This window comes from Aromatoleum toluolicum (assembly GCF_012911005.2).
GTDB lineage: Bacteria > Pseudomonadota > Gammaproteobacteria > Burkholderiales > Rhodocyclaceae > Aromatoleum > Aromatoleum toluolicum.
Genome location: NZ_WTVS01000077.1, coordinates 1 through 22,338 on the forward strand (window position 1 = coordinate 1; position 22,338 = coordinate 22,338).

Below are 22,338 nucleotides of genomic sequence, written 5' to 3' on the forward strand. Positions count from 1 at the left end.
CCCGCCCCAGCTCGCCTTGAGCATCAGCGGGTAGCCGACTTCGCGCGCGAGGCGCTTGATCTCGTCGAGGTCCTGCGGCAGCGCGCCGGTGGCGGGCACGACCGGCACGCCGGCGGCAACGGCGAGGGTGCGCGCGGCGACCTTGTTGCCCAGGTCGCGCATCACCTGCGGCTGCGGGCCGATGAAGGCGATGCCGGCGGCGGCGCAGGCTTCGGCGAACTCGGGGTTCTCGGAGAGGAAGCCGTAGCCGGGGTGGATCGCATCGACCCCGGCGTCCTTGGCGACGCGGAGGATGTCGGCGATGTCGAGGTAGGCCGCGATCGGCTTCTGGCCGGTACCGACGAGGTAGGACTCGTCGGCCTTGAAGCGGTGCAGCGCGAAGCGGTCCTCGTTGGCGTAGATCGCCACCGTGCGGATGCCCAGCTCGCTCGCCGCGCGGAACACGCGGATGGCGATTTCGCCACGGTTGGCGACGAGGATACTGCGAATTTCTCTCATAGGGGTTGTATGGTCGGGCTTTCGAAAGGAAGTCAGGCCGCCTGCTGCAGCGGGAAGGGGGCGTGGGCGACATATTCGTCGGACTTGCGTTCGATCATGACGCCGACGCGCCCGACACCTTCCAGCACCTGAGGCTTATGCACGGACAAGGTCATCCAGCTCGGCCGGAACTCCTCGAACATCATGCCGGCGAGCGAATCGGCGAGGTGTTCGAGCAGCGCGAAGCGGCGCTCGGCGAGGAACTCCCTCACCCGCGCGACGAGCTGCGCGTAGTCGATCGTGTCCTCGATGCGGTCGCTGCGGGCAGCCCGACCGCCGATGCCGAGGCGCAAGGTGATCGAGACGGGCTGCGAACCGACCAGCTCATGCGGGTAGATGCCGACCTGCGCGTCTGCGTGGATGTCATCGATGAAAATCTGGTTCATGTCCGTTCCCGTTTGGTGTTGCGAAAACTCAAGATAAATCAGCGATCGGACCTTAACTTGCCGGCTTGCGACATGTGCGAGCAATCCCGCGACGATACCTGCCGCCCTCGGAAGAATTGCCCCGACGCCTTGGACCTCCAGACTGGATACGCGGCTGGCTCCGCGCCCCTCGCACGAACACTCCGCTTCACCAATCGTCGGCCGTTCCGTGAATCACCCAAAAAAATGCCGCTGCTTTCGCAGCGGCCAATCTGGGGAGAGAGACGAAGGAAATCAGTAATCGGTATTTACGGCATCGGCAGCGGGAATTTCCCGCTCCCGCCGGGCGATGAAATCGCGCAAGGCTTCGTCGGTGGCTTCGTCGAGCTTCGGTTCCTCGTACTCGCTCAGGAGTTTCCTTGCGTACTCGAGGGCACGCGCGGTGATCTCCACCGAGCCCTCGACCTGCCACTGCTCGATCGAATTGTTGTCGAACAGCTTCGGCATGAAGAACGCACGCTCGAAATTGGCCAAGGTATGCGCGTGGCCGAGATAGTGGCCACCGGGGCCCACGTCGCGCACCGCGCGCAGACCCTCGTCGAAATCGTCCCACCGGACGCCCTCGGCCATCCGGTACCCCATCGCGCACATCTCGGCGTCCACCACGAATTTCGCAACGGAACAATGCATCCCGGCCTCGTTCCACCCGGCCGAGTGCCAGATGTAATTGGTGCCCGCATGAAGCACGGCATTCATCGTCATGGCACTTTCGTAGCCCGCCTGAGCGTCGAAGGTCTTCGCCCCGCCCAGCGTATTCGAACTGCGCCAGGGAACGCCGTAGAACCGCGCCATCTGGCCGATCATGAAGTTCATCAGGCTGATCTCGGGCGTCCCGGCCATGGGCGCCCCCGATCTCATCGATACGGTGGAAAGGTAATGACCGAAGATCGCCGGCGCCCCTTTGCGGATGACCTGCGTGTACGCCAGGCCCGACAACGCTTCCGCATTGAGCTGGGCGACGGCCGGTGCAATCGAAGCAGGCGTGTTCGCGCCCCCCAGGACGAAGGGCGAGCACAGCACCGGCTGCTTGCGTTTGCAGAACGCACGCATCGCCGACAACATCGTCTCGTCCCAGACAAGGGGCGAATTCCCGTTGCAGTTGCCGGTCACGACCGGCGTCTCCTCGAGCACGTCGGCACCGAAGAGGATCTCGCACATCGCCATGACGTCCTCGGCGTTCTTGCCCGACGTGGTCATGCCCATGAAGGTCTTGTCGGAGTGCTTCATGGACGAGTACGTGATGTGCAGATGCCGATGGCTGACTTTCACGTCCATCGGCTCGACGATGACATGCGCCGTCGAATGCAAGGCCGGCGACATGTGCGCGAGCTTGTGGAACATGTTGAGGTCCGCAATCGTCGGCAAACGGCGGACGTCGTCCAGGTCGCGCAGGAAAGGCGCGCCGGTCATCGGCACGAAGATCGAATGTCTGCCGCCGAAGGGGAGGCTCTTCTCGATATTGCGTGCCCGGAAGGTCCACTCCGACGGGATCGAGGCGATCAGCTCACGCACCAGGCCACGATCGAGATGGACACGCTCGCCCCGCACGTCGGCACCCGCCTTGCGCCAGTCTTCAAGGGCGATGTCGTCACGGAAGACAACGCCCACGTCTTCGAGGATCGCCATCGACGCGTCGTCGATCCGGGCGATCTGGTCGGGATCCATCGGCTCGCAATACGGCAGATTGCGGGCCAATGACGGAAGCATCGCAAAGTCTGGCGCCTTGCGCATTGCGCGGCGTGCATCGCGCGCGCCGCCGCGAAGGGGTCGGGTGGATTTCTCGGTCATCGCTATTTGCTCCGAAAGTTCATGTGAGGAAAGGTACGGGGTAGGCCGATTGCTATCAGCCACATCAGCGAAGCGGGCATGACCAGTTGCGACACCGGACCGGGTGGCTCGATAAGGACATTTCTCGAGCCTCCCGATCTGATATGGCGGTCACATACGGCTTCCAGGAATGCAGTCTTTGATCACGCCAGGAAAAGGGCGCGCTGGAGAGGGGCGATCAATGCGCCCCTACGCTCGATAGCGCGCGCCCCACGCCTGCGTAGCTCGCCTCGCTCCGTGCGGCCAACAGTGCAAGCGCCTCCTGGGAGACCGCGACGATCGCGGTCCGGAACGTCGACAACTCGTCCGACATGAACACCTTGCGCCGCCCCCGCCCTGCGCGCCGAACCGGCTCACAGGTCCGTTCGTTGCTCGGCGGAAGGCCGAAAAGCTCGTTGTAGCGCCTGGAGAAATGTGGCGCGGATGCGAAACCGCACGCGCTCGCAACCTCGATGACGGTCATCGAGGTCTGCTGCAGAAGCTGACGTCCGCGGCTGAGTCGGACGTTCTGGTAATAGCGTGACGGCGAACAGGCCAAGTGCTTCACGAACAGCCGCTCGACCTGCCGGCGCGACACGTTTACCGCGTCCGCCAGTTCTTCGAGTTCCAGTGGTTCCTCGACGTTGGCCTCCATCAGCGCCACGACTTCGAGGAGCTTCGGCTGCGAGGTCCCGAGCACATGCCGTAGCGGCACCCTCTGCTGCTCTTCTTCCGTGCGGACGCGATCACACGCGACCCGCTCGGATATGGCCGCCATCAACTCGGCCCCATGTTGCTGTCCGATCAGGTTCAGCATCATGTCCAGCGCAGCGGTCCCGCCGGACGCCGTCAGCCGCTTCGCCTCGATCGTAAACAGGCGATTCGTCACGATGACCCGCGGGAAGGCCTCCTGCAGGCCCGGGATCAACTCCCAGTGGATGCTTGCCCGGTACCCGTCCAGCAATCCGGCCTGGGCAAGCGTCCACGTCCCCGTGGCCACTCCCCCGATCATGCAAGCGCGTCGTGCCAGTGCCTGCAAGAAGCGCAGATGCGACTTGCCGTGCGTCTGTTGGGGTGCGACTCCCCCGCAGACAATCACGATATCCAGGTCCAGCGCATCGTCGATGGCCGCGTCGACCAGCATCCGCTGGCCATCGCTTGCACGAACCGGCTCACCTGTCTCGCTGAGCGTCAGCCACTGATAGTGCTCCTGGCCACTCAGCTGATTGGCCATGTGTAATGGCTCGATGGCCGCCGAATGCGCAATCAGCGTGAAATTGTCGAGCAGGAGGAAACCGATCCGCACAGGACCCGTCGCGCCTCCATTCACTCCGGCCCGGGTCATCCTCAACTTCCATTCTTCCGGCTTCATCATGTCTCCTCCACCTCGACCTGCTCGAACAACTTCATGGCTTCGTCTGCGCATTCATTTGATATCCAGCTATACGCGTCCGGCTCTTCCGGGGCATTTGCATGAACGGCATTCATGTCGGAGATGAAGCTCGCTTTGCACCGACTCCCGCAGGAGATTGCGGTATCTATCGTATTGAGCTGTATAGTGCGTGTGAAGTAGATCAAATCTCATGCGAGCGATAACCTGTATTTATGGCAGAAGATTCCGTCGCACCTCGGCTTCACGCTCTGCTGGTATTCGAGACGGCCGCACGCCACGGCAGCTTCACGCGGGCGGCTGGCTCGCTGGGGATCAGTCAGCCGGCAGTGAGTCACACGATCTGCGGACTCGAAGAAAGCCTGGGTGTCCAGCTCTTCGAACGGCTGCACAGGGGGGTACGGCTCAGCGACGCGGGACGTTACCTGTACGAACAGGTCAATGTCGGGCTAACCCTCATCGACGAGGCCGTGCGTGAGGTGCGCAGGTTCAGCGCATCCGACCTGGTCACCCTGTCGGCCTCGACAGCGACGGCGACGTGGTGGCTGCTGCCGCGGGTCGCGCGATTCAAGCAGGCCAACCCCCAGATCGAAATCCGCTGCATCACCGTCGATACCGACGTGGATATGGGCACCGGTGGCATCGACCTGGCGATTACCCTCGGTCGCGGCGAGTGGTCGCGCTACCCCCGCTGGCGGATGTTCGACGAAGAGGTGTTCCCGGTGTGCAGCCCGGAATACGCGCGGGAGCTAGGCGAGAATCCGACCCCCCAGTCGCTGTGCACGGCCACCCTGCTGAACTTCGAAGAGCGCTACCGGCCTCGCATCAACTGGACGGACTGGCTCGGCAAGTTCGGTGTCAGCCTGCCGCGCACCAACATGCCGCTCCGCTTCACCGATTATTCGGTCGTGCTGCATGCGGCGCTCGAAGGGCAAGGCATGGCGCTCGGATGGCGCCACATCGTCGTGCCCTTGCTCGAACAGGGGCGCCTGGTCCGCCCCCTCGCAGAGCAGGTGGCGACCGGGAATCCGATCTACATCATCGCGGCGCCAAATCGTCACATGCGGCCGTCGGTCGTGATCGTGCGCGACTGGCTGCTGGCGGAATCCCGGGACGACCGCGCGGACTGAGCGTTGGTCGCACGGGGCTGCAAACGGGCCGAAGGTCGGGCGAGTCCTATTCGCCGCGCATGCGCGGCGGCCCCGATGCGATTGCGGTGAGTCGCATGTCGAAGAACACGTCACCATCGATCTCGTTGCTGACGCTGTTCTCATACTGTTCGAAATCGACCTGCACCGTGGCGGCGCCCGCCCGGCGCGCGAGCGAAACCGCCTCCGCGGAGGCGACTTCCCGCGCATGGTCGACCGCAGCATCGAGTCGCTCGAAATCCCGCGGTCCGTCCTCGGCAAAGACCCGAAACGTTCCCCGTGAGGGCTGCGTGATGGTCAGATGCACCCTTTGCGACACCTCGCCGAGCACCGCCCCGACCGCGTTTGCCACTTCCGCGAAGCGCGGCATGTAGAGCCCGACCCGCAGACCGCGGGCAACCTCCGGGTAGTAACTGGCCGCCGGCCCGCCCACCGCTACCACAGGCGTGTCGGCCGCGAACTGAATCGAAAACACCGACGGCTTCGACGGGTCCCGACGCTGCTCCATCGCCATTTCCGTCAGCAGCCGCGAGAGTTTGTCGGCCTGGGCTGCCGCCAGCTGGTTCTGTTCGTGCAGGCCGGCTTCGACGAGTTTCTGGCTGATTCCGTCGATCACAAGATCGAAGATCTGGCGGGACGGCCCCTCGGGGTCATCCTCGCGCCACGTTCCGCATCCGTACAGCCGCCGCATCTGCTTGCCCCAGATACGCGCTCCGAGCACCGCCGCCTGCGTATTCCAGTGACTGGAGATGCCCAGCACGTGCGCGGCATCGGTCGGCGTGAAGCCGCTGTAGATGGCGAGTCCCTTGCGCTCGAGACGTGCCAGGGCCCGCGCGAGCCGCCTGTCGTCGCCCGCCGCGCGCTCGATGTCCACGGGGCCGTCCGCGAGCCGCTCCCATGCCTGTCGCTCGTCTTCGGGCAGGCGTCCGAGCAGCGCTTCGTCGTGCTGCAGGCGCAGGGCGAAACGCAACTGGCTGCTGTTGGGCGCCGAATGCGCCTGCCGCTCGAGCGCCGGCAGCACCTCGGGGTGTTCGCTCGCCAACAGGCTCAGCGGCACGACCCTCCGCGGGCCGATCGCGATGCCCTGCCCGCCGCTGAAGCGCACCTCGCTGTCACCGCCCAGCCCGATCGAGTACACGCGCACCGCTTCGACCATCGGCTGCCAACCGCCGATCAAGGCCCCGTCGTAGCTCAGTTCCGGTCGTCCGTTGCGCACCACCGCGATGTCCGTCGTCGTGCCCCCCATGTCGGCCACGATCGCGTCGCGCAGCCCGCTCAGGGCGCACGCGCCGAGCACGCTCGCGGCCGGGCCAGAGAGTACGGTCCCGACCGGACGCTCCAAAGCCGATTCGGCATTGATGAGCGAGCCGTCACCCTTGACGATCATCAGCGGCGCGCGAATGCCGCGCGCGGACAGAATCGCCTCGACCGACTCGATCAGCCGCTGGACGTGGGTGATCATGCGCGCATTGAGGGCGACGGTCGCTGCCCGTCGAGGTGCGCCGAGCGAAGACGCGAGCTCGTGGCCGCAGGTCGCGGGCTTGCCCGACAGTTCGTGCACCAGCTCCCGTACGCGGATCTCGTGGCGCGGATTTCGCACGCTGAAGGTGCCGGAGATCGCAAACGCCGAAACCTTGTCGCGCCAATTCAGGATCGCGGCCCGCACCGCTCCTTCATCCAGCGGTGTGGCCTCGACTCCCGTCGCATCATGTCCGCCGTCCACCGTGACGATGCACTCGGGCCCCAGCAGTTCCGCGAGTCCGCTGCTTTGCACCTGCCGCTCGTCGTAGCCGATGAGCAAGGCGCAGACCGGGGATCCCTTGCCTTCAACGACCGAGTTCGTCGTCAGCGTCGTCGACAGGGACACGAGCACGACGTCTGGCAGGGATTCCGGTGTCAGGCTGTCGATCGCCTTCGCGATGCCGATCGTCAGGTCGTGGCGGGTCGTCAGCTGCTTTGCGGCAGCAAGCACTTCGCGCCGCTCGTCGATAAGGACCGCGTCGGTGAAGGTTCCTCCGGTATCGATACCCAGCATCAGGCCCATCTTCATCCTCTAATCACAAAGCGCATTCATCACGGACCGCCGGCTACGGTCATCCTGCAAAGCGGTCCCTTCAGGTTTGGCTTTTCACACAGTCGGGCGCAGCGGCACCGATCTTCCGTTCCCGTCTCCGGACGGCCTTAACCCAGGCAATCACGGTCAGGCCCAACCACAGCACCTGGGTAATGACGGCGGAGAGGTTGAAGTTGTGATACAGCGAGAACAGCAGGCAGGCGGGGCTCACGATATTGAGGACCAGATAAGGAAGGTCATATTGTTGAAAACGCCCAAGCTGCAGTCCCGCGTAAGCGGCCAGGCAACCCGCCACACCGATGAGTCCGACCAGGTCGGGTATGTTCATGCGCGCCTCAGGTAAGTCTCCGTTGAAAGTCACGACAGGCCAGACGGCGCCCTGTCGGCGAAACGTGATGCTCGATATGGTCACCGGTTTTTTCGGGCTCCAGACCGTGCCGCTATCGGCCATCGTCAAATCTAGTCTTCCGCGCGGGCGATGCCTGTCTGGTTGCGACGACCTCAGGCCGGCCAGCGACGTCTGCGCCGAAAGCGGGAACAGGGCTATTGACGAGGGCCTCCGTCGTCGCGAGAATTGCACCCGATTCGGCAATGACGGCGAAACCAATCGCCGTCGGAACACGGTGCGAGCTTGCTCAATTCCGTGGCGGGCCCGCCGCTGTAACCGGGGATGAACGTCGCTGGGATGTCGGTAAATTCCGAACATCCAGTCACTGTCGGGGAACACCCCGGCGGGAAGGCGCGGCAGTTCGCGTGATCCGGGAGCCAGAAGACCTGCCGTATCGACTGTTTTGTAGCTGAAACCAATGGCAAGGGTTTCGCTGTCCGCACCTGGCCGTGCGGCGGCGGAGCCCTTTTTGTTTTTGTGTTTGGAAAAACAGGAGAATCGGATGCCTTCGACTGATATCAAGCAACAAGCCGCGAAAATCGCCGTTTCCGGCGCAGCAACCACCGCTGTGTGCGGCGCCGAAGCGAAGCCGGCGATCATCGCCACCCGTAAGCGTTGCGAGGCGGAAGGGGTGGGACTGTCCCATTACGTCCTGATGGACCGCAAGGCGGTGCGATGAGCGGCGTCGTTTCGACCGCTCGCGCCCCGTCCGCGGGGCGTTATGCCAACCTCGGTTGCGGCGCGAGCCTGATTCCATTCGACATCGGGCACGCGGACTACGTGGCGCTGAGCGATCCCGCCAGCGCTTTCTGGGCGCTGGTGCGCAAGGACAAGCTCGCCGACACGCTGACGGACAGCGCGCTGATGGCGGGCTATCGGGCAAAGGCCGACGATTTCGCACGGGAGCTGCATGCGCTGCGCTTCGAGCTGAAGCCCTCGGCCGTGTACGTGAATCCGACCGAGCGCTGCAACCTGAACTGCACCTACTGCTACATCCCGGAAGGCATGCGCCGCAGCGGGCAGCACATGTCGACGGATCGGCTCGTGGAGGCGCTCGGGCGGCTCAAGTCGTATTTTTCGACCGTGATGCCCGAGGGGCGAAAGCCGCGCGTGATCTTCCACGGCGCCGAGCCGCTTATGAACCAAGCAGCGCTGTTCTCGGCCATCGACACGTTCAAGGACGAGTACGTTTTCGGCGTCCAGACCAACGCCACCCTGCTCGACGAGGAGGCGATCGAGTTTCTCTCCGCGCGCAACGTCAGCATCGGCTTGTCGCTCGACGGGCCCCTTGCCGAGACCACCGACGCGACGCGCCTGACCTTCGGCGGCAAGAGCGTGCACGACAAGGTCCTGCGTGCGATGGAGTCGCTGCGCGGATATTCAGCCTGGAGCGTGATCGCGACCTGCACTGAGAAGAACCTGGACCAGCTCGTTCCGCTGGTGGATCTCTTCCATGCGCATGAAGTGCCGACCTGCATGCTGAATGCGGTGCGCTGTACCCTGCCCGGCGCACGGACCGTCCGTCCCGACGACGAGGCCCTGGCGCATGCCTTCATCGCAGCGCTGGAGCGCACGCATGCCCTGTACCGCGAAACGGGCCGCAAGATGGTCGTCGCCAACTTCGCGAACATTCTGCTGGCGATCCTGGCACCGACGGCGCGGCGCCTGATGTGCGACATCTCGCCGTGTGGCGGCGGACGTGCGTTCTTCGCGCTCGCGCCCGACGGCGGCCTGTTCCCGTGCAGCGAGTTCATCGGGCTGGATGCGTTCCGCGGCGGCAACCTGTTCACGGACCGCATCGAGGATGTGCTCGAGAGCGAGGCGTTCCGCACGGTCACGGGGCGGGACGTCGACCGGATCGATCCGTGCAAAGGGTGCGCGATCCGGCACTTCTGCGGCTCGCCCTGTCCGGCCGAGGCGCACGAGATGAACGGCGGCATGGACCGCGTCGGGGCGTTCTGCGGCTTCTACGAGGAGCAGACGCGCTATGCTTTCCGCCTGATCGCGGACGGCAAGGCGAATGACTTCCTGTGGGACGGATGGGATGCGGAGGACGGCGGCGTAGAGACGAGTTTCGACTTCGTGCTGCCCTGAGCCACGCCGCACCGGTCGCAGTCATTCAAGGCCCGCCCGGGGAGATCCCGGGCGGGCCTTGGTTTATCGCTCGATCACCAGATCGCTCAAGGGCGTGCTGCAGCAGGGAAGGATGTAGCCCTGGTCGATCTCCCGCTGGCGGATTCCCCCGCCATGCTCCATGTGCACCTCGCCCGAGACGAGGCGCGACTTGCAGGTGCCGCACATTCCCTTGGCGCAGGACGAAGGCAAGCGCAGCCCGGCCACACGCGCCGCTTCCAGCACCTTCTGCCCCGGGGCGCAGGCGACCGTGTGTCCGCTCTTCGAGAATTCCACGCTGAAGCCGACCGTCTCGCAAGTCGTAACCCCCGCGCTGGTGGAATCCTCCTCAGCCGGATCACTCGGCAAGTCCGCGAAGGAGAAACTCTCCTCGTGATACCGCGCCATGTCGAAGCCGCCCTCGGTCAGCAGCGCGCGCACTGCCGCCATATAGGGCGCCGGCCCGCAGCAGAATACCTCGCGCTCGCCAAAGTCCGGAGCGATGCGGGCGAGGAGTTGCAGGTCGAGGTAGCCCGTCGGTGCAGCCCACTCGGCCTCGCCGCCGCGCCCCTCGCACACGAAGGCGGTGCGGAAATGCGGCTGGTTGGCGGCCAGAAGGCCCAGTTCGCGGCGGAAAATGATATCCGTGGGGGTGCGTGCGCTATGCACGAAGACCACGTCGCGATCCTCGCCGAGGTCGTGAAAGCTGCGCGACATGGACATCAGCGGCGTGATCCCCGAGCCGCCGGAGAGGAACAGATACTTCCCCGCCGGATGCAGGGCGCAGGAGAAATCGCCGTTGGGCCCCAGCGCGCGCAGGCTCATGCCCGGTGCGAGATGGTCGTGAAGCCAGTTGGAGACCTTGCCGCCGGGCACCCGCTTCACGGTGATCGACAGCGTGTCGGGGCGCGTCGGCGGCGATGAGATGGTGTAGCAGCGGTTCACCGTCTCGCCGTCCACCTCCAGTTCCAGGGTGAGGAACTGGCCCGGCAGGAAGCGGATCAGGCCGGGGCTGCGCGGGCGGAACAGGAAGCTTTTGACGTCATGGGTTTCCTGGCGCACCTGGCAGCAGATCAGGACGTCATCCTCGTCCGAGTCCCAGCGGGATGGAACGGCCTGCAATGCGTCGCGAGTGATCGGTCCGTTCATGCTTCACTCCACCGCCGCGCGCAGCCGCCCGACGTACCAGTTGCAGAACTTCTCCACCAGCTCTTCGGTGTAGGGCGAATAGGGCCCGGGCTCGTAGGCCGGGTTGTCGATCCCGCGCTGCGACATCTCCACGAGGTCGCGGTCCTGCTGGTTGGTCGCGCGCCACACCGCGGTGAGCTTCTCCGGGTCGTAATCGCGCCCTTCCACCGCATCCTTGTGCACCAGCCACTTGGTGCGCACCAGCGTGTGGCCCGGGTCGATGGGCAGCACGGTGAAGGTCACGATGTGGTCGCTCATGAAATGGTGCCAGGAGTTGGGCTGGGTCCAGAACGACAGCCCGCCCAGGTTGCGCTGGCTGAAGTCGCCCAGGAGTTTCTGGCAGGCCACCTTGGCGTCCATGGTCTGGGACTCGCCGGCCTTGTCCAGCGGCAGACGCTGCGTGCGGAAGCCCGTCACGCGGCTGTCCAGCTCTTCGATTTCCGCCGACTGGAGGCCCGCAGCTTCCCAGCGGGCGTGCTCCCGACCGATGAGGTCCCTGAAAGCCTGGACCTGCTCCATATTCGACGGCGACGGCTGGTAGCCGAAACCGTACTCGTAGAGCGAAATCGTCAGTTCGGGATGGTTGCCCACGCAGTGGTAGCACTCGCGGTTGTTCTCCATCACGAGCTTCCAGTTGCCCGCCTCGACGATCTCGTCCTGCACCGCGATCTTGCAGTCGGTGAGCCGGTGGGGCCCGACGTAGCGCTCCATCGCTTCGCGCATCTGCGCAAAGTCCTGCGGCGGGTTCTCGGCCAGACAGACGAAGATGAGGCCGGCGACGCTCTCCACGTGCACGCGCTTCAGGCCGCGCCCCGAGGGGTCGAAATCCTCCCCCATGTGCTCCGCGTAGATCAGCTTGCCGGAGAGGTCGTAGGTCCACTGATGGTAGGGACACACGAGGTTGCCGACGCTGCCCTTGTGCGCGTTGCACAGCTGGGCGCCGCGATGGCGGCACACGTTGTGGAAGGCGCGCAATTCCATGTCGTCGTTGCGCAACACCACGACGGAGGTACGGCCGAGCTTGACCGTGAAGTAGTCGCCCGGCTCGGGAATGTCAGGCTCTACCCCGACGTAGATCCAGTGCCGTCCGAAAATCGCTTCCATGTCCAGGTCGAACATTTCCTGGCTGGTGTAAAACGGCGCATCCAGGCTGTGGCCCGGACGCCGGCCAGCGATCAGTTCGCGCACTGCATTGCTTACCTTCATGTTTTGTCTCCTTGGGGCGGATCAGAAAACGATGAGGCGATGTTCCCGCAGGCACCGGAATGCGACTTGTGATTTGCCGACCGATTTCAATTCAATTCCGACATGGCCAGGGTCAGATCCCGGACCGCGGGCGCACGGCGAAGATGCAGTGATCGTGGCCGTCGCCGCCGCATTGGGTCTCGCAGCAGAGCGTTTTCACGGGTCGGCCCGTGTCTTCACCGATCCAGTCCATCATCCCGGCGAACCACCCCGCAAACCTGTAGCAGATCCTGGATGCACAGACTTCGGCCTGGGCCACGACGAAATCCGAGTGGTCGAGACGGATGTCAGCGCATCCGTTCGCGGCATCGGCCTCGATGACCGTGAAGCGCCCCCAGCCTCGGCGGGAGAGACGGTGCAAGTAATGTTCGAACACCGCGATGCCCGAAAGGCCGTGCGCAACGGCCTCCTTGTCGCACCAGTAGCGGGCCGACTTGTAGCTCGCGTGGTAGAGAATCTCTGCGTACTTCTCGCGGCCCAGGGTGGCCTCGACGACCTGATGCCTGATTCCCGGGAAGTGGAGGGCTGCACGGGGAATCGGGTCGCCACTGCCGGTCGCCGGACCTGCTTCGTCATGCCCCTTCACGGGGAGTTGCGGATTCACTTTGCACCTCTTTTCTTTTTCCTCATCGTGACCTTACGTCCCGGCCCCCCCAACCGATAGCCTCGTTCCGACGGAAAGCCGCGCGATTGCGACAAGGGCCCCGGACGAGGGCTCCGCAGGCTGGCGCAGGCGGGCACGAGGCGCTATCGTGACGGTACGCAGATCGATCCGGGCGGCGCCCGAAAATCGACAGCAGCGCAAGCACCTCGCCCCATTCGGGGGCGCGAAGCGCCGGTGGGATCAGTAGGAGACAAACAAGGTGTCAAAGCAACTATCGTCCGTGACGCGCGTCGGCTTCCTGGTGCTGAACGAGTTCACGATGATCGCGTTCTCGAGCGCGATCGAAGTCCTGCGCATGGCCAACCACATCAGCGGCAAACCGCTGTACAGCTGGTGCGTCATCAGCCCCGACGGTCAGCGCGTCTCCTCCAGCAACGGCCTCGCCCCCGCCCAGGTCTGCACCTACGAGAACGCAGGGCCGATCGACATGCTGTTCGTATGCGGCGGCACCAATGTCACCTGCTTCGTCGACGACAAAGTGCTGACCTTGCTGCGCCGCATCGCCCAGGACCAGATAATCCTCGGGGGGCTCTGCACAGGCACCTACGCCTTGATGAAGGCGGGGCTGCTCAATGGTTACAGGGCCACCATCCACTGGGAGAATCTCAGCGCCCTGCGCGAAGCCCACACGAAGGTCAATTTCGTCGAGGAACTCTTCGTCATCGATCGTGACCGCATCACCTGTACCGGGGGCATCGCGCCGATGGACATGATGCTGGCCGTCGTGCGCGAGCGCTGCGGCAAGACCGTGGTGGCGGAAATTTCGGAGCAGTTCATCCTCGACCGGGTGCGCGACAGCAAGGACCGTCAGCACATCCCCGTGGCGGCACGCATGGGCTGCAACCACAAGGGCTTGGTGGAGGTGGCCGCGCTCATGGAGGCCAACATCGAGGAGCCGCTCTCGCTGGAGGAACTCTCGCAACTGGCCGGCCTTTCCCAGCGCCACCTTCAGCGCATGTTCCGCGACGCCCTCCAAGTCACCCCCAGCCACTACTACCTGGAACTGCGCCTGCGCCGCGCGCGCGAGTTGCTGCTGCAGACGGAAATGTCCATCACGAGCATCACGATCGCCTGCGGCTTCCAGTCCGCCTGCCATTTCAGCAAGTGCTATCGCGCGCTGTTCGGCAAGCCGCCCAGCGGCGAACGCCGTCCGCAAGGGAACGCCGCCGCGGCACCTCGCAGAAAGCCCGTCGCGCACCACCAGGCGGCATGAGGGGCCTTCGCGCCTGAGCACGGAGGCCAAGAAACGCAGCGGCCGCGCAACTCGCCAGGCCGGGCGACACGTCCAAGTCGCTGGATAGGTAGGCCAGCGGCGTGCATGGCGAGGGCCGAAACCGTTACCTATCCTTGTAGGACCGGAAGCGAGGAAACCGCGCGCCGAAAAACCTGCGGGGGGAGGAAACGATGAACAGGCCGAACATCAAGGCGCAGCGCCTGGCAGCGCTGGTTCTCCTGGGCTCACTGCTGTTCAACTATCCCCTGCTGGCACTGTTCAACCACCCCACGCTGGTGGGCGGCATTCCCATCCTCTACGTGTACGTGTTCGCGGCCTGGGCGCTGCTCGTCGGCCTCCTGGTGCTGGTAGTCGAGCGGACGTAGCGACGGACTGCGAGCGCGGTTCCGCTCGACCGCCCGCACGGAGACTGCATCTTGCCGGCATGGATCATCGCGACGGTGGCCGCGAGCTATCTCGGGCTGCTCTTCCTCATCGCTTACCTGGGCGAGCGCGCCGCCGATGCCGGGCGCAGCCTGATCGCCAACCCATACGTCTATTCGCTCTCGCTCTGCGTCTTCATGACCGCGTGGGGTTTCTATGGCGACGTCGGGGTTGCCGCCGTTGCCGGCATCGGCTTCGTGCCGGCGAACATCGGCCCGTGCGTGATGGTGGCCCTGTGGTGGATGGTGCTGCGAAAGATCATCCGCATCGCCAAGGACAACCGCCTCACTTCACTGGCCGACTTCATCTCCTCGCGCTACGGCAAGAGCCCCCTGCTGGCCGGACTGGTGACCGTGATCGCGGCGGTCGGCGTCACCCCCTACATTTCGCTGCAGCTCAAGGCGATCTCGATGAGCTTCAACGTCCTGCGCGGCTACCCGGATGTCCTGGCGATCTCGTCGCAGCCCGAAAGCGTGTGGCGCGACACCGCGTTCTACGTGACCTTGATGCTGGCCGCATTTACCGTCGCGTTCGGCACGCGCAAGCTCGATCTGGCCGAGCGGCACGAAGGCCTGGTGGCGGCGATCGCCTTCGACTCGCTGGTCAAACTGCTCGCTTTTGTCGCCGTCGGCGCCTTCGTCACCTGGGGCATGTACGACGGCCCCGGCGACATCTTCACCCAGGCAGCCCAAGTGCCGCAGATGGCCGCGCTTTTCACGATCGGCGGTCGCGCGGGCGAGCTCTACAGCGGTTGGGGCTCATTCTTTTCGATTTCCTTCGTCGCCATGCTCGCGGTCCTGTTGCTGCCGCGGCAGTTCCAGGTGGCGGTGATCGAGAACGTCGACGAGACGCACGTCGGCAAAGCGATCTGGCTGTTTCCGCTCTACCTCCTGGTGTTCGACCTGTTCGTCCTTCCCATCGCCTTCGGAGGCCTGCTGCAGTTCGGCATCGACGCCGCGGTGAGTCCCGATACCTTCGTCATCATGCTGCCCATGTCGGCGCAGCGCGAGGCGCTCGCGCTGCTCGTCTTCGTCGGCGGCTTCGCCGCTGCCACCGGCATGGTGATCGTCGAGACCATCGCGCTGGCGACGATGGTCTGCAACGATCTGGTGATGCCTGTCCTGCTGCGCATCAAAGCGCTACGGCTGACCGAGCGGGCCGATCTTTCTGGCCTGCTGCTCGCGATCCGCCGCGCCACCATCCTGCTCGGCCTCCTGCTCGGCTATTTCTATTACCGGCTGGCGGGCGAAGTGTATGCGCTGGCCGCGATCGGGCTTATTTCGCAGGTCGCGGTGGCGCAGTTCGGGCCCGCACTGCTCGGCGGCCTGTACTGGAAGGGCGGCACCAAGGCGGGTGCCATGGCCGGGCTGAGCGCCGGTTTTCTGGTCTGGGCGTACACGCTGGTGGTGCCGGCGTTCGCCCGTGGGGGCTGGCTGCCGGCGACGCTGCTCGAGCAGGGGCCCTTCGGCGTGGCGCTGCTGCGCCCGCTGGCCCTGTTCGGCCTCGAGGGCCTTGACGAGATGAGCCATGCGATCCTGTTGAGCATGCTGGCCAATGTCGGGAGCTATGTGGCCGTGTCGGTCCTCAGTGGCCAGGACAGCCTGGAGCAGACCCAGGCGACGCTCTTCGTCGATGTATTCAAGCATGACCGCGGCGCCGAACCCGCCTGGCGGGCGCACGGCTCGCTGCCCGATCTCTACGCGGTCATGGGGCGCTTCCTCGGGGCGGAGAATGCCCGTCAATCCTTTGCCGAGCATGCGCGGCGGCGCGGCCTCGACTGGCCCCGCGAGGTCGACGCCGACCTCGCGCGCCACTGCGAGGCACAGCTCGCCGGCATCATCGGCGCCGCATCCGCGCGAGTGGTGCTCGGCTCGGTCGTAGAGGAAGAGCTGCTGCGTGACAGCCTTACCGGCCTGCCGAACCGCGCGCTGCTGCTGACGCGCCTCGGCGACGCGCTCGATCGGCGCCGGCTTGACGGCGCGCACGGGTTCGCCTTGCTGTTCCTCAGCCTCGACCGCTTCCCGGTGATCAGCGACAGTCTCGGCGCGGCGGTCGGCGATGAGCTCGTGATCGCTGTCGCCCGCAGCGTCGGCGCCGGATTACGCCCCGGCGACACCGCCGCCCGCCTCGGTGGCGAGAACTTCGCCATCCTTCTCGACGACACCGGCGACGTCGCGGAGGCGGTGCGCTTCGCGGAGCGGCTCCAGAATGAGCTGGCGACCGGCTTCAACGTGGACGGGCATTCCCTGTTTACCTCGGCCAGCGTGGGCATCGCCCTCGGAGGTCCGGGCTATGCCGATGCTGTCGACATCCTCCGCGATGCCGAGACCGCGGCGCATAACGCCGCACGCCGCGGCGGCGCGTGCCAGGAGGTTTTTGCCGCCGACATGCGCGAGCGCGTGGTGGCCCTGCTCGAAATGGAAACCGCGGTGCGCCGGGCAGTGGCCCGCGGTGAGGAGTTCCGCGTCTACTACCAGCCGGTCATCGCGCTGCGCACCGGGCGACTGGCCGGATTCGAAGCGCTGGTGCGGATGCGCCGCGCCGACGGCAGCCTGGTGCCGCCATCCGAATTCATTCCACTCACCGAGGAGACCGGCCTCATCGTGTCGATCGGCCGCTGGGTGCTGGCCGAAGCCTGTCGGCAGATGCACGACTGGCAACGGCGCTATCCGGAGCATCCCCCCATGCAGATCAGCGTAAATCTCGCCGGACGCCAGTTCGTCCAGCCCGACCTGGTTCAGCAGATAGAGGCGGTTCTGGCCGAGACCGGTCTCGACACCGGCAGCCTCAAGCTGGAGGTGACCGAGACGGTCATCATGGAGCATGCCGAGGCGGCAACCGCCGTGCTCGAGCGCCTGCGCGCCCTGGGGATCAAACTCCTGATGGACGACTTCGGCACCGGCTATTCGTCACTGTCCTACCTGCACCGTTTCCCGCTGGACACCTTGAAGATCGACGCCTCCTTCGTGCGCCGCATGGACACCGACCGGACCGCGGCCGACATCGTGCAGACCATCGTCACCCTGGCCCGGACACTCCATATGGAAATCATTGCCGAAGGAGTCGAGAGCGCCGCGCAGTTGGCGCAGTTAAGGGCCCTGGACGTCGACTACGGCCAGGGCTACCACTTCGGAAGGCCGCTGGACGCGGACGCCGCCGCGAGGATGATCGGCGACGCGCCCGTCTGGTAGCCCCGGGAGTCAGGAATCCTGGCCTTGGCCGTTCGTCCGGCGCGCGATCCGCTCCTCCTTGCGCAGACCGAAGCTTTCGGTGAGGCGATCGAGGATGATCGCGAGCAACACCACCGCGAGGCCGGACTCGAAACCCAAGCCGATGTCGAGGCGCTGGATGCTGGCGAGCACATTGTTGCCGAGCCCGCCGCCGCCGACCATCGACGCGATGATGACCATCGACAACGCCATCATGATGGTCTGATTGATGCCAGCCATGATCGAGGGCAACGCACCGGGGATCTGGATCTTAAGCAGAACCTGCAGCGGCGTGCAGCCGAAGGTGATGCCAGCCTCGACCTGCTCCTTGTTGACGTGACGGATACCGAGGGCGGTCAGGCGAACCACCGGCGGCATGGCGAAAATCACCGTCGCCAGGACCGCCGGCACGCGCCCCAAGCCGAACAGCATCGCCGCCGGAATCAGGTACACGAAGGCGGGCATGGTCTGCATGAAATCCAGCACCGGACGCAGCAGGTAATTGATGCGGCGGTTGAGCGCAGCGGCGATGCCCAGGGGTATTCCCACGCAGAGGCTGATGAGCGTTGCCGAGATGATCAGCGCGAGCGTCACCATCGTCGCCGGCCAGAAGCCAGTGCCGATGATTATCGTCAGTGCCCCGGCAGCGACGACGGCGAACTTCCACCCCAGGCGCCAAAATCCGAGCGCCACGATCGTCGATGCAAGCAGCCAGTCCGGGATCAGGTGCAGCAGCTGCTCGATGAGTTCGGTCGAGTACCCGACGATGTCGCCAAGGCCGGCCAGCACCCCGTGATCGTTCTCGAGAATGAAATTGACGGTCTTCTCGGCCCATTCGCCGATCGGCAGGAATTCACGCATGGGTCATTTCCTCCTTCGCCATCTTCTTGAGCAGGATCGTCTGGGTGACCGCGCCGACATAGTGTCCTTGCGCCTCGATCACCGGCAGGGGGTAAGGCATCCGGACGATGCGCCCGATCAGGTCACGCAAGTTGAGGTCGCAACGCACCGGAGGCAGATCGCCCATCAGGGCGTGGGAGAGTTCCTTGGCGCCCGACTCCAGCGAGCGGATCATCGAGTCGATCGAAACGGCGCCGACAAACTTGCGCTCGCTATCGACCACGAAGCCGTAGTTGCGCTTCACTGAGCGCAAGCGCTCGATTGCAGCATGGAATCCGTCGCCGAAATCCTGCGCCGCGCTGAACACCGGCACGGCGTCAGCGTCGGCGATGTCTTTCGCCGACAGGTATTTGTTCACATCCACGCCGTTGAAGAAGGCGCGGACGTATTCGTCCGCCGGATTGCGGATGATTTCGTCAGGCGTGCCGATCTGCACGATGCGGCCACCTTCCATGATCGCGATGCGGTTGCCGATGCGGCAGGCTTCGTCGAGGTCGTGCGAGACGAAGATGATCGTGCGCTGGTGCTCGCGCTGGAGATCGAGCAGGAGTCCCTGCATTTCGGTGCGCTTCAGCGGGTCGAGCGCCGAGAACGCCTCATCCATCAACATCAGCGAGGGATTGACGACCAGCGCGCGTGCGAGTCCCGCCCGCTGCTGCATGCCCCCACTCAGCTCACGCGGATAGCGATTGGCGAAGGCACTCAGCCCGACCTGTTCGAGCACCTTCATTGCACGCGCTTCGCGCTCCTTGCGGGGAACACCGGCCACTTCGAGGCCAAACGCCGCGTTCGCGAGGACCGTAAGATGCGGTAGCAGCGCAAACGACTGGAAGACCATCGCCATGTCGCGACGGCGCAGCTTGATGAGTTGCTGCGGCGGCATCGATGCCACATCCTGCCCGTCGACGAGAACCTGCCCCGCCGTCGGTTCGATCAGTCGGTTGATCAGACGGATCAGCGTGGACTTTCCGGAACCGGACAAGCCCATGATGACGAAGATCTCGCCCGCATTGATCTGGAAATTGGCGTTCTGCACACCAATCACCATCCCCGTTTCCCGAACGATGTAATCCTTGTCCTTGCCCGACCGCAGCAACTGCATCGCGAGGTCGGGTTTGGGTCCGAAGACCTTGTACAGGTCCTTTACAACGATCTTTTCCTGCATTGTCTCGTGTCTCCACCGCACTGGATCGCCCACCGGTTGCAAGCCAGTGCCCGCATGGAGCGGGCGCCGGCTTGCGTGTCCTGGCCGCAGCCGGACGTCCTTAACGGGCTTCCTTCAGCCAGCCTGCAACCATGTCCGGGTGGCTCGCGATATAAGCCGCGGCCTCTTTCTCGTACGACGAGTCTTTCGCCTTCGCCATGATCCCTTCGAGATCGGCCAGCGGGATCCTGAAATTCTTGATGAAGGCTGCGGCTTTCGGGAAATCCTCCGCGAAACCCTTGCGCCCGATGGCATGGATGGCTTCCGCACCGCCGAGGGACATTTTCGGATCCTCCAGGTAGCGCACCTTGTATTTGGAGAACATCCAGTGCGGGTTCCACGTCGTGACAACGATCCATTCCTTGCGCGCGACGGCGCGATCGAGCGCGACGATCATGGCGGCGTCGGAACCCGTACGCAGGTCATAGCCGTTCAGGCTGTAATCCTTCAGCGCCTTTTCCGAGGCGCGCATCAGGCCCGCGCCCGGGTCGATCCCCTGGACCTGGCTCTTCAGCTTCTTCGCCACGTCCGGCTTGTTCAGATCGTCGATCGACGACAGCTCGGACGCCGGCACGTAATCAGGGACCGCCCAACCGAGTTTCGCATTGTCGTAGAGGATGCCCAGATCGACGACCTGGCTGGAAAGCTTGTCCCAATATGCCTTGTGCGTGTTCGGCAACCACGCCATCAGCATCACGTCGAGCTGCTTCTTGGCGACCCCCTGGTACTGCAGGCCGATGTCCGTCATAACCAGCTCGACCTTGTAGCCGAGCTGCTGCTCGAGCAACTGCTTGGCGATGTTCGTCACAGCCTCGGCGTCGGACCATGCCGTCCAGCCGATCTTGATCGTCTTCTGCTCGGCGGCTTGAACTCCCGCCGCGCCGCCGATCGCCGATACGATCATCACTGCGCCGATCGCCTGCTTGAATGCTTGCTTCAGTCCTGAAAACATCGTCTCCTCCGATCTCTTGTGGCGGGCCGTATTTGTCGGCCCGTTTATGGCTGTATCTGAGTGAATGCTAGTCAACAGCTTCGATCCTGCGGGTACAAATGCCGATCACTCTGGCTGCGCGGAGTCGTTTCCTGGACGTCAGGAATCGCTTCCGCACGGAATCTTCGCGGTTGATCGACGTACCGAGTCTATGGCGTACGGCCTACAGGGAACTACTCGGTTACGACATTCACCACGCAAAATGCGCCAAGGCATCGAGCGGGAACGGGAAGAAGGCGGGAACGGGAGACTGCGAAGGGGATCGCGAACGGCGCCGGCCGAATCGCGGCGCGCGTTCGGGAGGAGGACGCGCGGTTCGGATTCGCGGCTGGCCCGGTACGACTCCGGGGGAGCGGCAAGGTGGGGGCGGCTGAAGGCGCTCCCACGAAACATCACGGCCACGCGAATGTGAAACGGAGCCGGTGTTCGTCACCGGCTCCGTTCTCGGGGCGCTGCCGCGGAAAGGTCGCTCAGCCGGGGATTGCCGCCTCGCACACCATGCGTGGTTGCGCGGACGCAGGGTTTTCCGACGACGCGACAAATACGCCGAACTCCTCGGCCGCATCGAGAATCCAGCTGAAGAGGTAATCGGCAAAGCTGCGCCGGATGACCAGCTCCCAGCGCGCCTCGGCGACCCGCCGGATCACCGCCGAACTCTTCGCGAAGACGCTCGTGACGCCCTTGCCCACCGGGAAGTGGCGCGGATGCACGTCGTAGGGCGTGCATTTCATCAGCAGCTCGCGCACGCACGGACCGCTGAGTTCGAGCACCGTCTGCCCGCCGCTCACGTTCATCACCGCGTAGTGGCCGGTGAGGTGCCCGCGCAGCGCCGCCTCGGCGGCGAACTCCTGCCCCGCCGGCACGATGGCGAGCCACTCGTCGGGCGACATCCACTGCAGGCTCACGCCGCGCGCCTCGTCGAGCGACAGCGGCCCCGGTTCCAGCGGCAGCGCGAGACCCAGCGCGCGCTCGACGCCGGCGCGAAACGCTGCGTCCCCGGCGTTGCCGCGCAGCACGAGGTGGCCGAGGAAGGCCTTCTCGCACACGACCACCCGCGCCTCCTGCGGCGCGGCCGCCTGCGCGACGCGCGCGCGGGTCATCGCCAGCGGCGACTCCGACTTCACCGCGCCGCGCGGATTCAGTTCCATTTGGGCGAACTCAGACATGATGACGTGCTCCTTCGGCGTCGTAGAAGACCGGGCTCACGACCTCGGCCGCATGCACCCGGCCGTCGGCCATCGGCAGATAAACGGTTTGACCCATGCGCTGGGCACCGCCCTTGACGACGGCGAGCGCGAACGAATGGCCCAGCGTGGGGCTGAAGTAGCTCGAGGTGACGTGCCCGACCATCGGCATCGGGATGCGGATCTCCTTCTCCAGCACGATCTGCGCGCCCTCGT

General features: G+C 64.8%; 20 protein-coding genes and 1 riboswitch. Of the genes, 6 read left to right on the forward strand and 14 right to left on the reverse strand.

Going from position 1 to position 22,338, the window contains the following annotated elements:
* From GPA27_RS23940 to gbdR, 4 genes are all read right to left on the reverse strand, one after another.
* Nucleotides 1-498: biotin carboxylase N-terminal domain-containing protein (locus GPA27_RS23940; protein ID WP_272501151.1), on the reverse strand; the 498-nt coding region annotated here is incomplete at its 3' end.
* Nucleotides 499-530: 32 nt separating this feature from the next.
* Complete coding sequence (locus GPA27_RS23945; RefSeq protein WP_169142948.1) at nucleotides 531-923, reverse strand: dihydroneopterin aldolase; 393 nt, start codon at nucleotides 921-923, stop codon at nucleotides 531-533.
* 273 nt (nucleotides 924-1,196) lie between these two features.
* Complete coding sequence (locus GPA27_RS23950; protein WP_169142949.1) at nucleotides 1,197-2,750, reverse strand: trimethylamine methyltransferase family protein; 1,554 nt, start codon at nucleotides 2,748-2,750, stop codon at nucleotides 1,197-1,199.
* 217 nt (nucleotides 2,751-2,967) lie between these two features.
* Nucleotides 2,968-4,143 (reverse strand): choline metabolism transcriptional regulator GbdR, encoded by a 1,176-nt coding sequence (gbdR, locus tag GPA27_RS23955; RefSeq protein ID WP_246261422.1) that lies wholly within the window; start codon nucleotides 4,141-4,143, stop codon nucleotides 2,968-2,970.
* A 230-nt stretch (nucleotides 4,144-4,373) separates the two neighbouring features.
* On the opposite strand from gbdR, the gene GPA27_RS23960 reads away from it, so the two are divergent.
* Entirely contained in the window at nucleotides 4,374-5,288 is a 915-nt protein-coding gene (locus GPA27_RS23960) for a LysR substrate-binding domain-containing protein (protein ID WP_169142950.1), read from the forward strand.
* Between the two features lie 46 nt (nucleotides 5,289-5,334).
* On the opposite strand, the gene GPA27_RS23965 is transcribed toward GPA27_RS23960, so the two are convergent.
* A complete protein-coding gene (locus tag GPA27_RS23965; RefSeq protein ID WP_246261424.1) occupies nucleotides 5,335-7,356 on the reverse strand; it encodes a hydantoinase/oxoprolinase N-terminal domain-containing protein in 2,022 nt (673 codons plus the stop codon).
* 64 nt (nucleotides 7,357-7,420) lie between these two features.
* Nucleotides 7,421-7,831, reverse strand: coding sequence for a CBU_0592 family membrane protein (locus GPA27_RS23970; protein ID WP_211165202.1), 411 nt, complete (start codon nucleotides 7,829-7,831; stop codon nucleotides 7,421-7,423).
* Between the two features lie 118 nt (nucleotides 7,832-7,949).
* Nucleotides 7,950-8,176, forward strand: a riboswitch (cobalamin riboswitch).
* A 10-nt stretch (nucleotides 8,177-8,186) separates the two neighbouring features.
* Here GPA27_RS23970 and cbpA point away from each other — a divergent pair.
* Nucleotides 8,187-8,447: a modified peptide precursor CbpA gene (gene cbpA, locus GPA27_RS23975; RefSeq protein ID WP_211165203.1), complete on the forward strand. Its 261-nt coding sequence runs from the start codon at nucleotides 8,187-8,189 to the stop codon at nucleotides 8,445-8,447.
* Entirely contained in the window at nucleotides 8,444-9,862 is a 1,419-nt protein-coding gene (cbpB, locus tag GPA27_RS23980; RefSeq protein ID WP_169142952.1) for a peptide-modifying radical SAM enzyme CbpB, read from the forward strand. Before cbpA ends, cbpB begins: the two co-directional genes overlap by 4 nt.
* Before the next feature lie 63 nt (nucleotides 9,863-9,925).
* Here cbpB and GPA27_RS23985 read toward each other — a convergent pair whose 3' ends face one another.
* The 3 genes from GPA27_RS23985 to GPA27_RS23995 all read right to left on the reverse strand — a co-directional run bounded on the left by GPA27_RS23985 (nucleotide 9,926) and on the right by GPA27_RS23995 (nucleotide 12,917).
* Nucleotides 9,926-11,029 carry an FAD-binding oxidoreductase gene (locus GPA27_RS23985; protein WP_169142953.1) on the reverse strand — a complete coding sequence of 368 codons (1,104 nt, stop codon included), beginning with the start codon at nucleotides 11,027-11,029 and terminating at the stop codon, nucleotides 9,926-9,928.
* Between the two features lie 3 nt (nucleotides 11,030-11,032).
* The gene (locus tag GPA27_RS23990; protein WP_169142954.1) at nucleotides 11,033-12,274 is read right to left on the reverse strand and encodes an aromatic ring-hydroxylating oxygenase subunit alpha; all 1,242 of its coding nucleotides are present in this window, start codon (nucleotides 12,272-12,274) and stop codon (nucleotides 11,033-11,035) included.
* Nucleotides 12,275-12,386: 112 nt separating this feature from the next.
* Nucleotides 12,387-12,917, reverse strand: a complete 531-nt coding sequence (locus tag GPA27_RS23995) for a 4-vinyl reductase (RefSeq protein ID WP_169142955.1) — start codon at nucleotides 12,915-12,917, stop codon at nucleotides 12,387-12,389.
* A 259-nt stretch (nucleotides 12,918-13,176) separates the two neighbouring features.
* Here GPA27_RS23995 and GPA27_RS24000 point away from each other — a divergent pair, with 259 nt between their 5' ends.
* The 3 genes from GPA27_RS24000 to GPA27_RS24010 all read left to right on the forward strand — a co-directional run bounded on the left by GPA27_RS24000 (nucleotide 13,177) and on the right by GPA27_RS24010 (nucleotide 17,825).
* Nucleotides 13,177-14,190, forward strand: coding sequence for a GlxA family transcriptional regulator (locus tag GPA27_RS24000; protein ID WP_256223104.1), 1,014 nt, complete (start codon nucleotides 13,177-13,179; stop codon nucleotides 14,188-14,190).
* Between the two features lie 191 nt (nucleotides 14,191-14,381).
* Nucleotides 14,382-14,576, forward strand: a complete 195-nt coding sequence (locus GPA27_RS24005; protein WP_169142956.1) for a hypothetical protein — start codon at nucleotides 14,382-14,384, stop codon at nucleotides 14,574-14,576.
* A 51-nt stretch (nucleotides 14,577-14,627) separates the two neighbouring features.
* Nucleotides 14,628-17,825: an EAL domain-containing protein gene (locus GPA27_RS24010; RefSeq protein WP_169142957.1), complete on the forward strand. Its 3,198-nt coding sequence runs from the start codon at nucleotides 14,628-14,630 to the stop codon at nucleotides 17,823-17,825.
* 9 nt (nucleotides 17,826-17,834) lie between these two features.
* Here GPA27_RS24010 and GPA27_RS24015 read toward each other — a convergent pair whose 3' ends face one another.
* The 5 genes from GPA27_RS24015 to GPA27_RS24035 form a co-directional block, all read right to left on the reverse strand.
* The gene (locus tag GPA27_RS24015; RefSeq protein WP_169142958.1) at nucleotides 17,835-18,704 is read right to left on the reverse strand and encodes an ABC transporter permease; all 870 of its coding nucleotides are present in this window, start codon (nucleotides 18,702-18,704) and stop codon (nucleotides 17,835-17,837) included.
* Entirely contained in the window at nucleotides 18,697-19,908 is a 1,212-nt protein-coding gene (proV, locus tag GPA27_RS24020; protein ID WP_169142959.1) for a glycine betaine/L-proline ABC transporter ATP-binding protein ProV, read from the reverse strand. Before proV ends, GPA27_RS24015 begins: the two co-directional genes overlap by 8 nt.
* 100 nt (nucleotides 19,909-20,008) lie before the next feature.
* Nucleotides 20,009-20,899 carry a glycine betaine ABC transporter substrate-binding protein gene (locus GPA27_RS24025; protein ID WP_246261426.1) on the reverse strand — a complete coding sequence of 297 codons (891 nt, stop codon included), beginning with the start codon at nucleotides 20,897-20,899 and terminating at the stop codon, nucleotides 20,009-20,011.
* Nucleotides 20,900-21,408: 509 nt separating this feature from the next.
* On the reverse strand, nucleotides 21,409-22,104 hold the full coding sequence (locus tag GPA27_RS24030) for a sarcosine oxidase subunit gamma (RefSeq protein ID WP_246261428.1): 696 nt from the start codon (nucleotides 22,102-22,104) through the stop codon (nucleotides 21,409-21,411).
* The coding region (locus GPA27_RS24035; RefSeq protein ID WP_169142960.1) for a glycine cleavage T C-terminal barrel domain-containing protein at nucleotides 22,097-22,338 on the reverse strand (242 nt) is incomplete at its 5' end. The genes GPA27_RS24030 and GPA27_RS24035, both read right to left, overlap by 8 nt.

What these genes read in the sequence shown, in the direction of transcription:
- GPA27_RS23945 (WP_169142948.1), bottom strand. Translation starts at nt 923, where the DNA reads ATGAACCAGATTTTCATCGATGACATCCACGCAGACGCGCAGGTCGGC.
- GPA27_RS23950 (WP_169142949.1), bottom strand. Translation starts at nt 2,750, where the DNA reads ATGACCGAGAAATCCACCCGACCCCTTCGCGGCGGCGCGCGCGATGCA.
- gbdR (WP_246261422.1), bottom strand. Translation starts at nt 4,143, where the DNA reads ATGATGAAGCCGGAAGAATGGAAGTTGAGGATGACCCGGGCCGGAGTG.
- GPA27_RS23960 (WP_169142950.1), top strand. Translation starts at nt 4,374, where the DNA reads ATGGCAGAAGATTCCGTCGCACCTCGGCTTCACGCTCTGCTGGTATTC.
- GPA27_RS23965 (WP_246261424.1), bottom strand. Translation starts at nt 7,356, where the DNA reads ATGAAGATGGGCCTGATGCTGGGTATCGATACCGGAGGAACCTTCACC.
- GPA27_RS23970 (WP_211165202.1), bottom strand. Translation starts at nt 7,831, where the DNA reads ATGGCCGATAGCGGCACGGTCTGGAGCCCGAAAAAACCGGTGACCATA.
- cbpA (WP_211165203.1), top strand. Translation starts at nt 8,187, where the DNA reads ATGGCAAGGGTTTCGCTGTCCGCACCTGGCCGTGCGGCGGCGGAGCCC.
- cbpB (WP_169142952.1), top strand. Translation starts at nt 8,444, where the DNA reads ATGAGCGGCGTCGTTTCGACCGCTCGCGCCCCGTCCGCGGGGCGTTAT.
- GPA27_RS23985 (WP_169142953.1), bottom strand. Translation starts at nt 11,029, where the DNA reads ATGAACGGACCGATCACTCGCGACGCATTGCAGGCCGTTCCATCCCGC.
- GPA27_RS23990 (WP_169142954.1), bottom strand. Translation starts at nt 12,274, where the DNA reads ATGAAGGTAAGCAATGCAGTGCGCGAACTGATCGCTGGCCGGCGTCCG.
- GPA27_RS24005 (WP_169142956.1), top strand. Translation starts at nt 14,382, where the DNA reads ATGAACAGGCCGAACATCAAGGCGCAGCGCCTGGCAGCGCTGGTTCTC.
- GPA27_RS24015 (WP_169142958.1), bottom strand. Translation starts at nt 18,704, where the DNA reads ATGCGTGAATTCCTGCCGATCGGCGAATGGGCCGAGAAGACCGTCAAT.
- proV (WP_169142959.1), bottom strand. Translation starts at nt 19,908, where the DNA reads ATGCAGGAAAAGATCGTTGTAAAGGACCTGTACAAGGTCTTCGGACCC.
- GPA27_RS24025 (WP_246261426.1), bottom strand. Translation starts at nt 20,899, where the DNA reads ATGTTTTCAGGACTGAAGCAAGCATTCAAGCAGGCGATCGGCGCAGTG.
- GPA27_RS24030 (WP_246261428.1), bottom strand. Translation starts at nt 22,104, where the DNA reads ATGTCTGAGTTCGCCCAAATGGAACTGAATCCGCGCGGCGCGGTGAAG.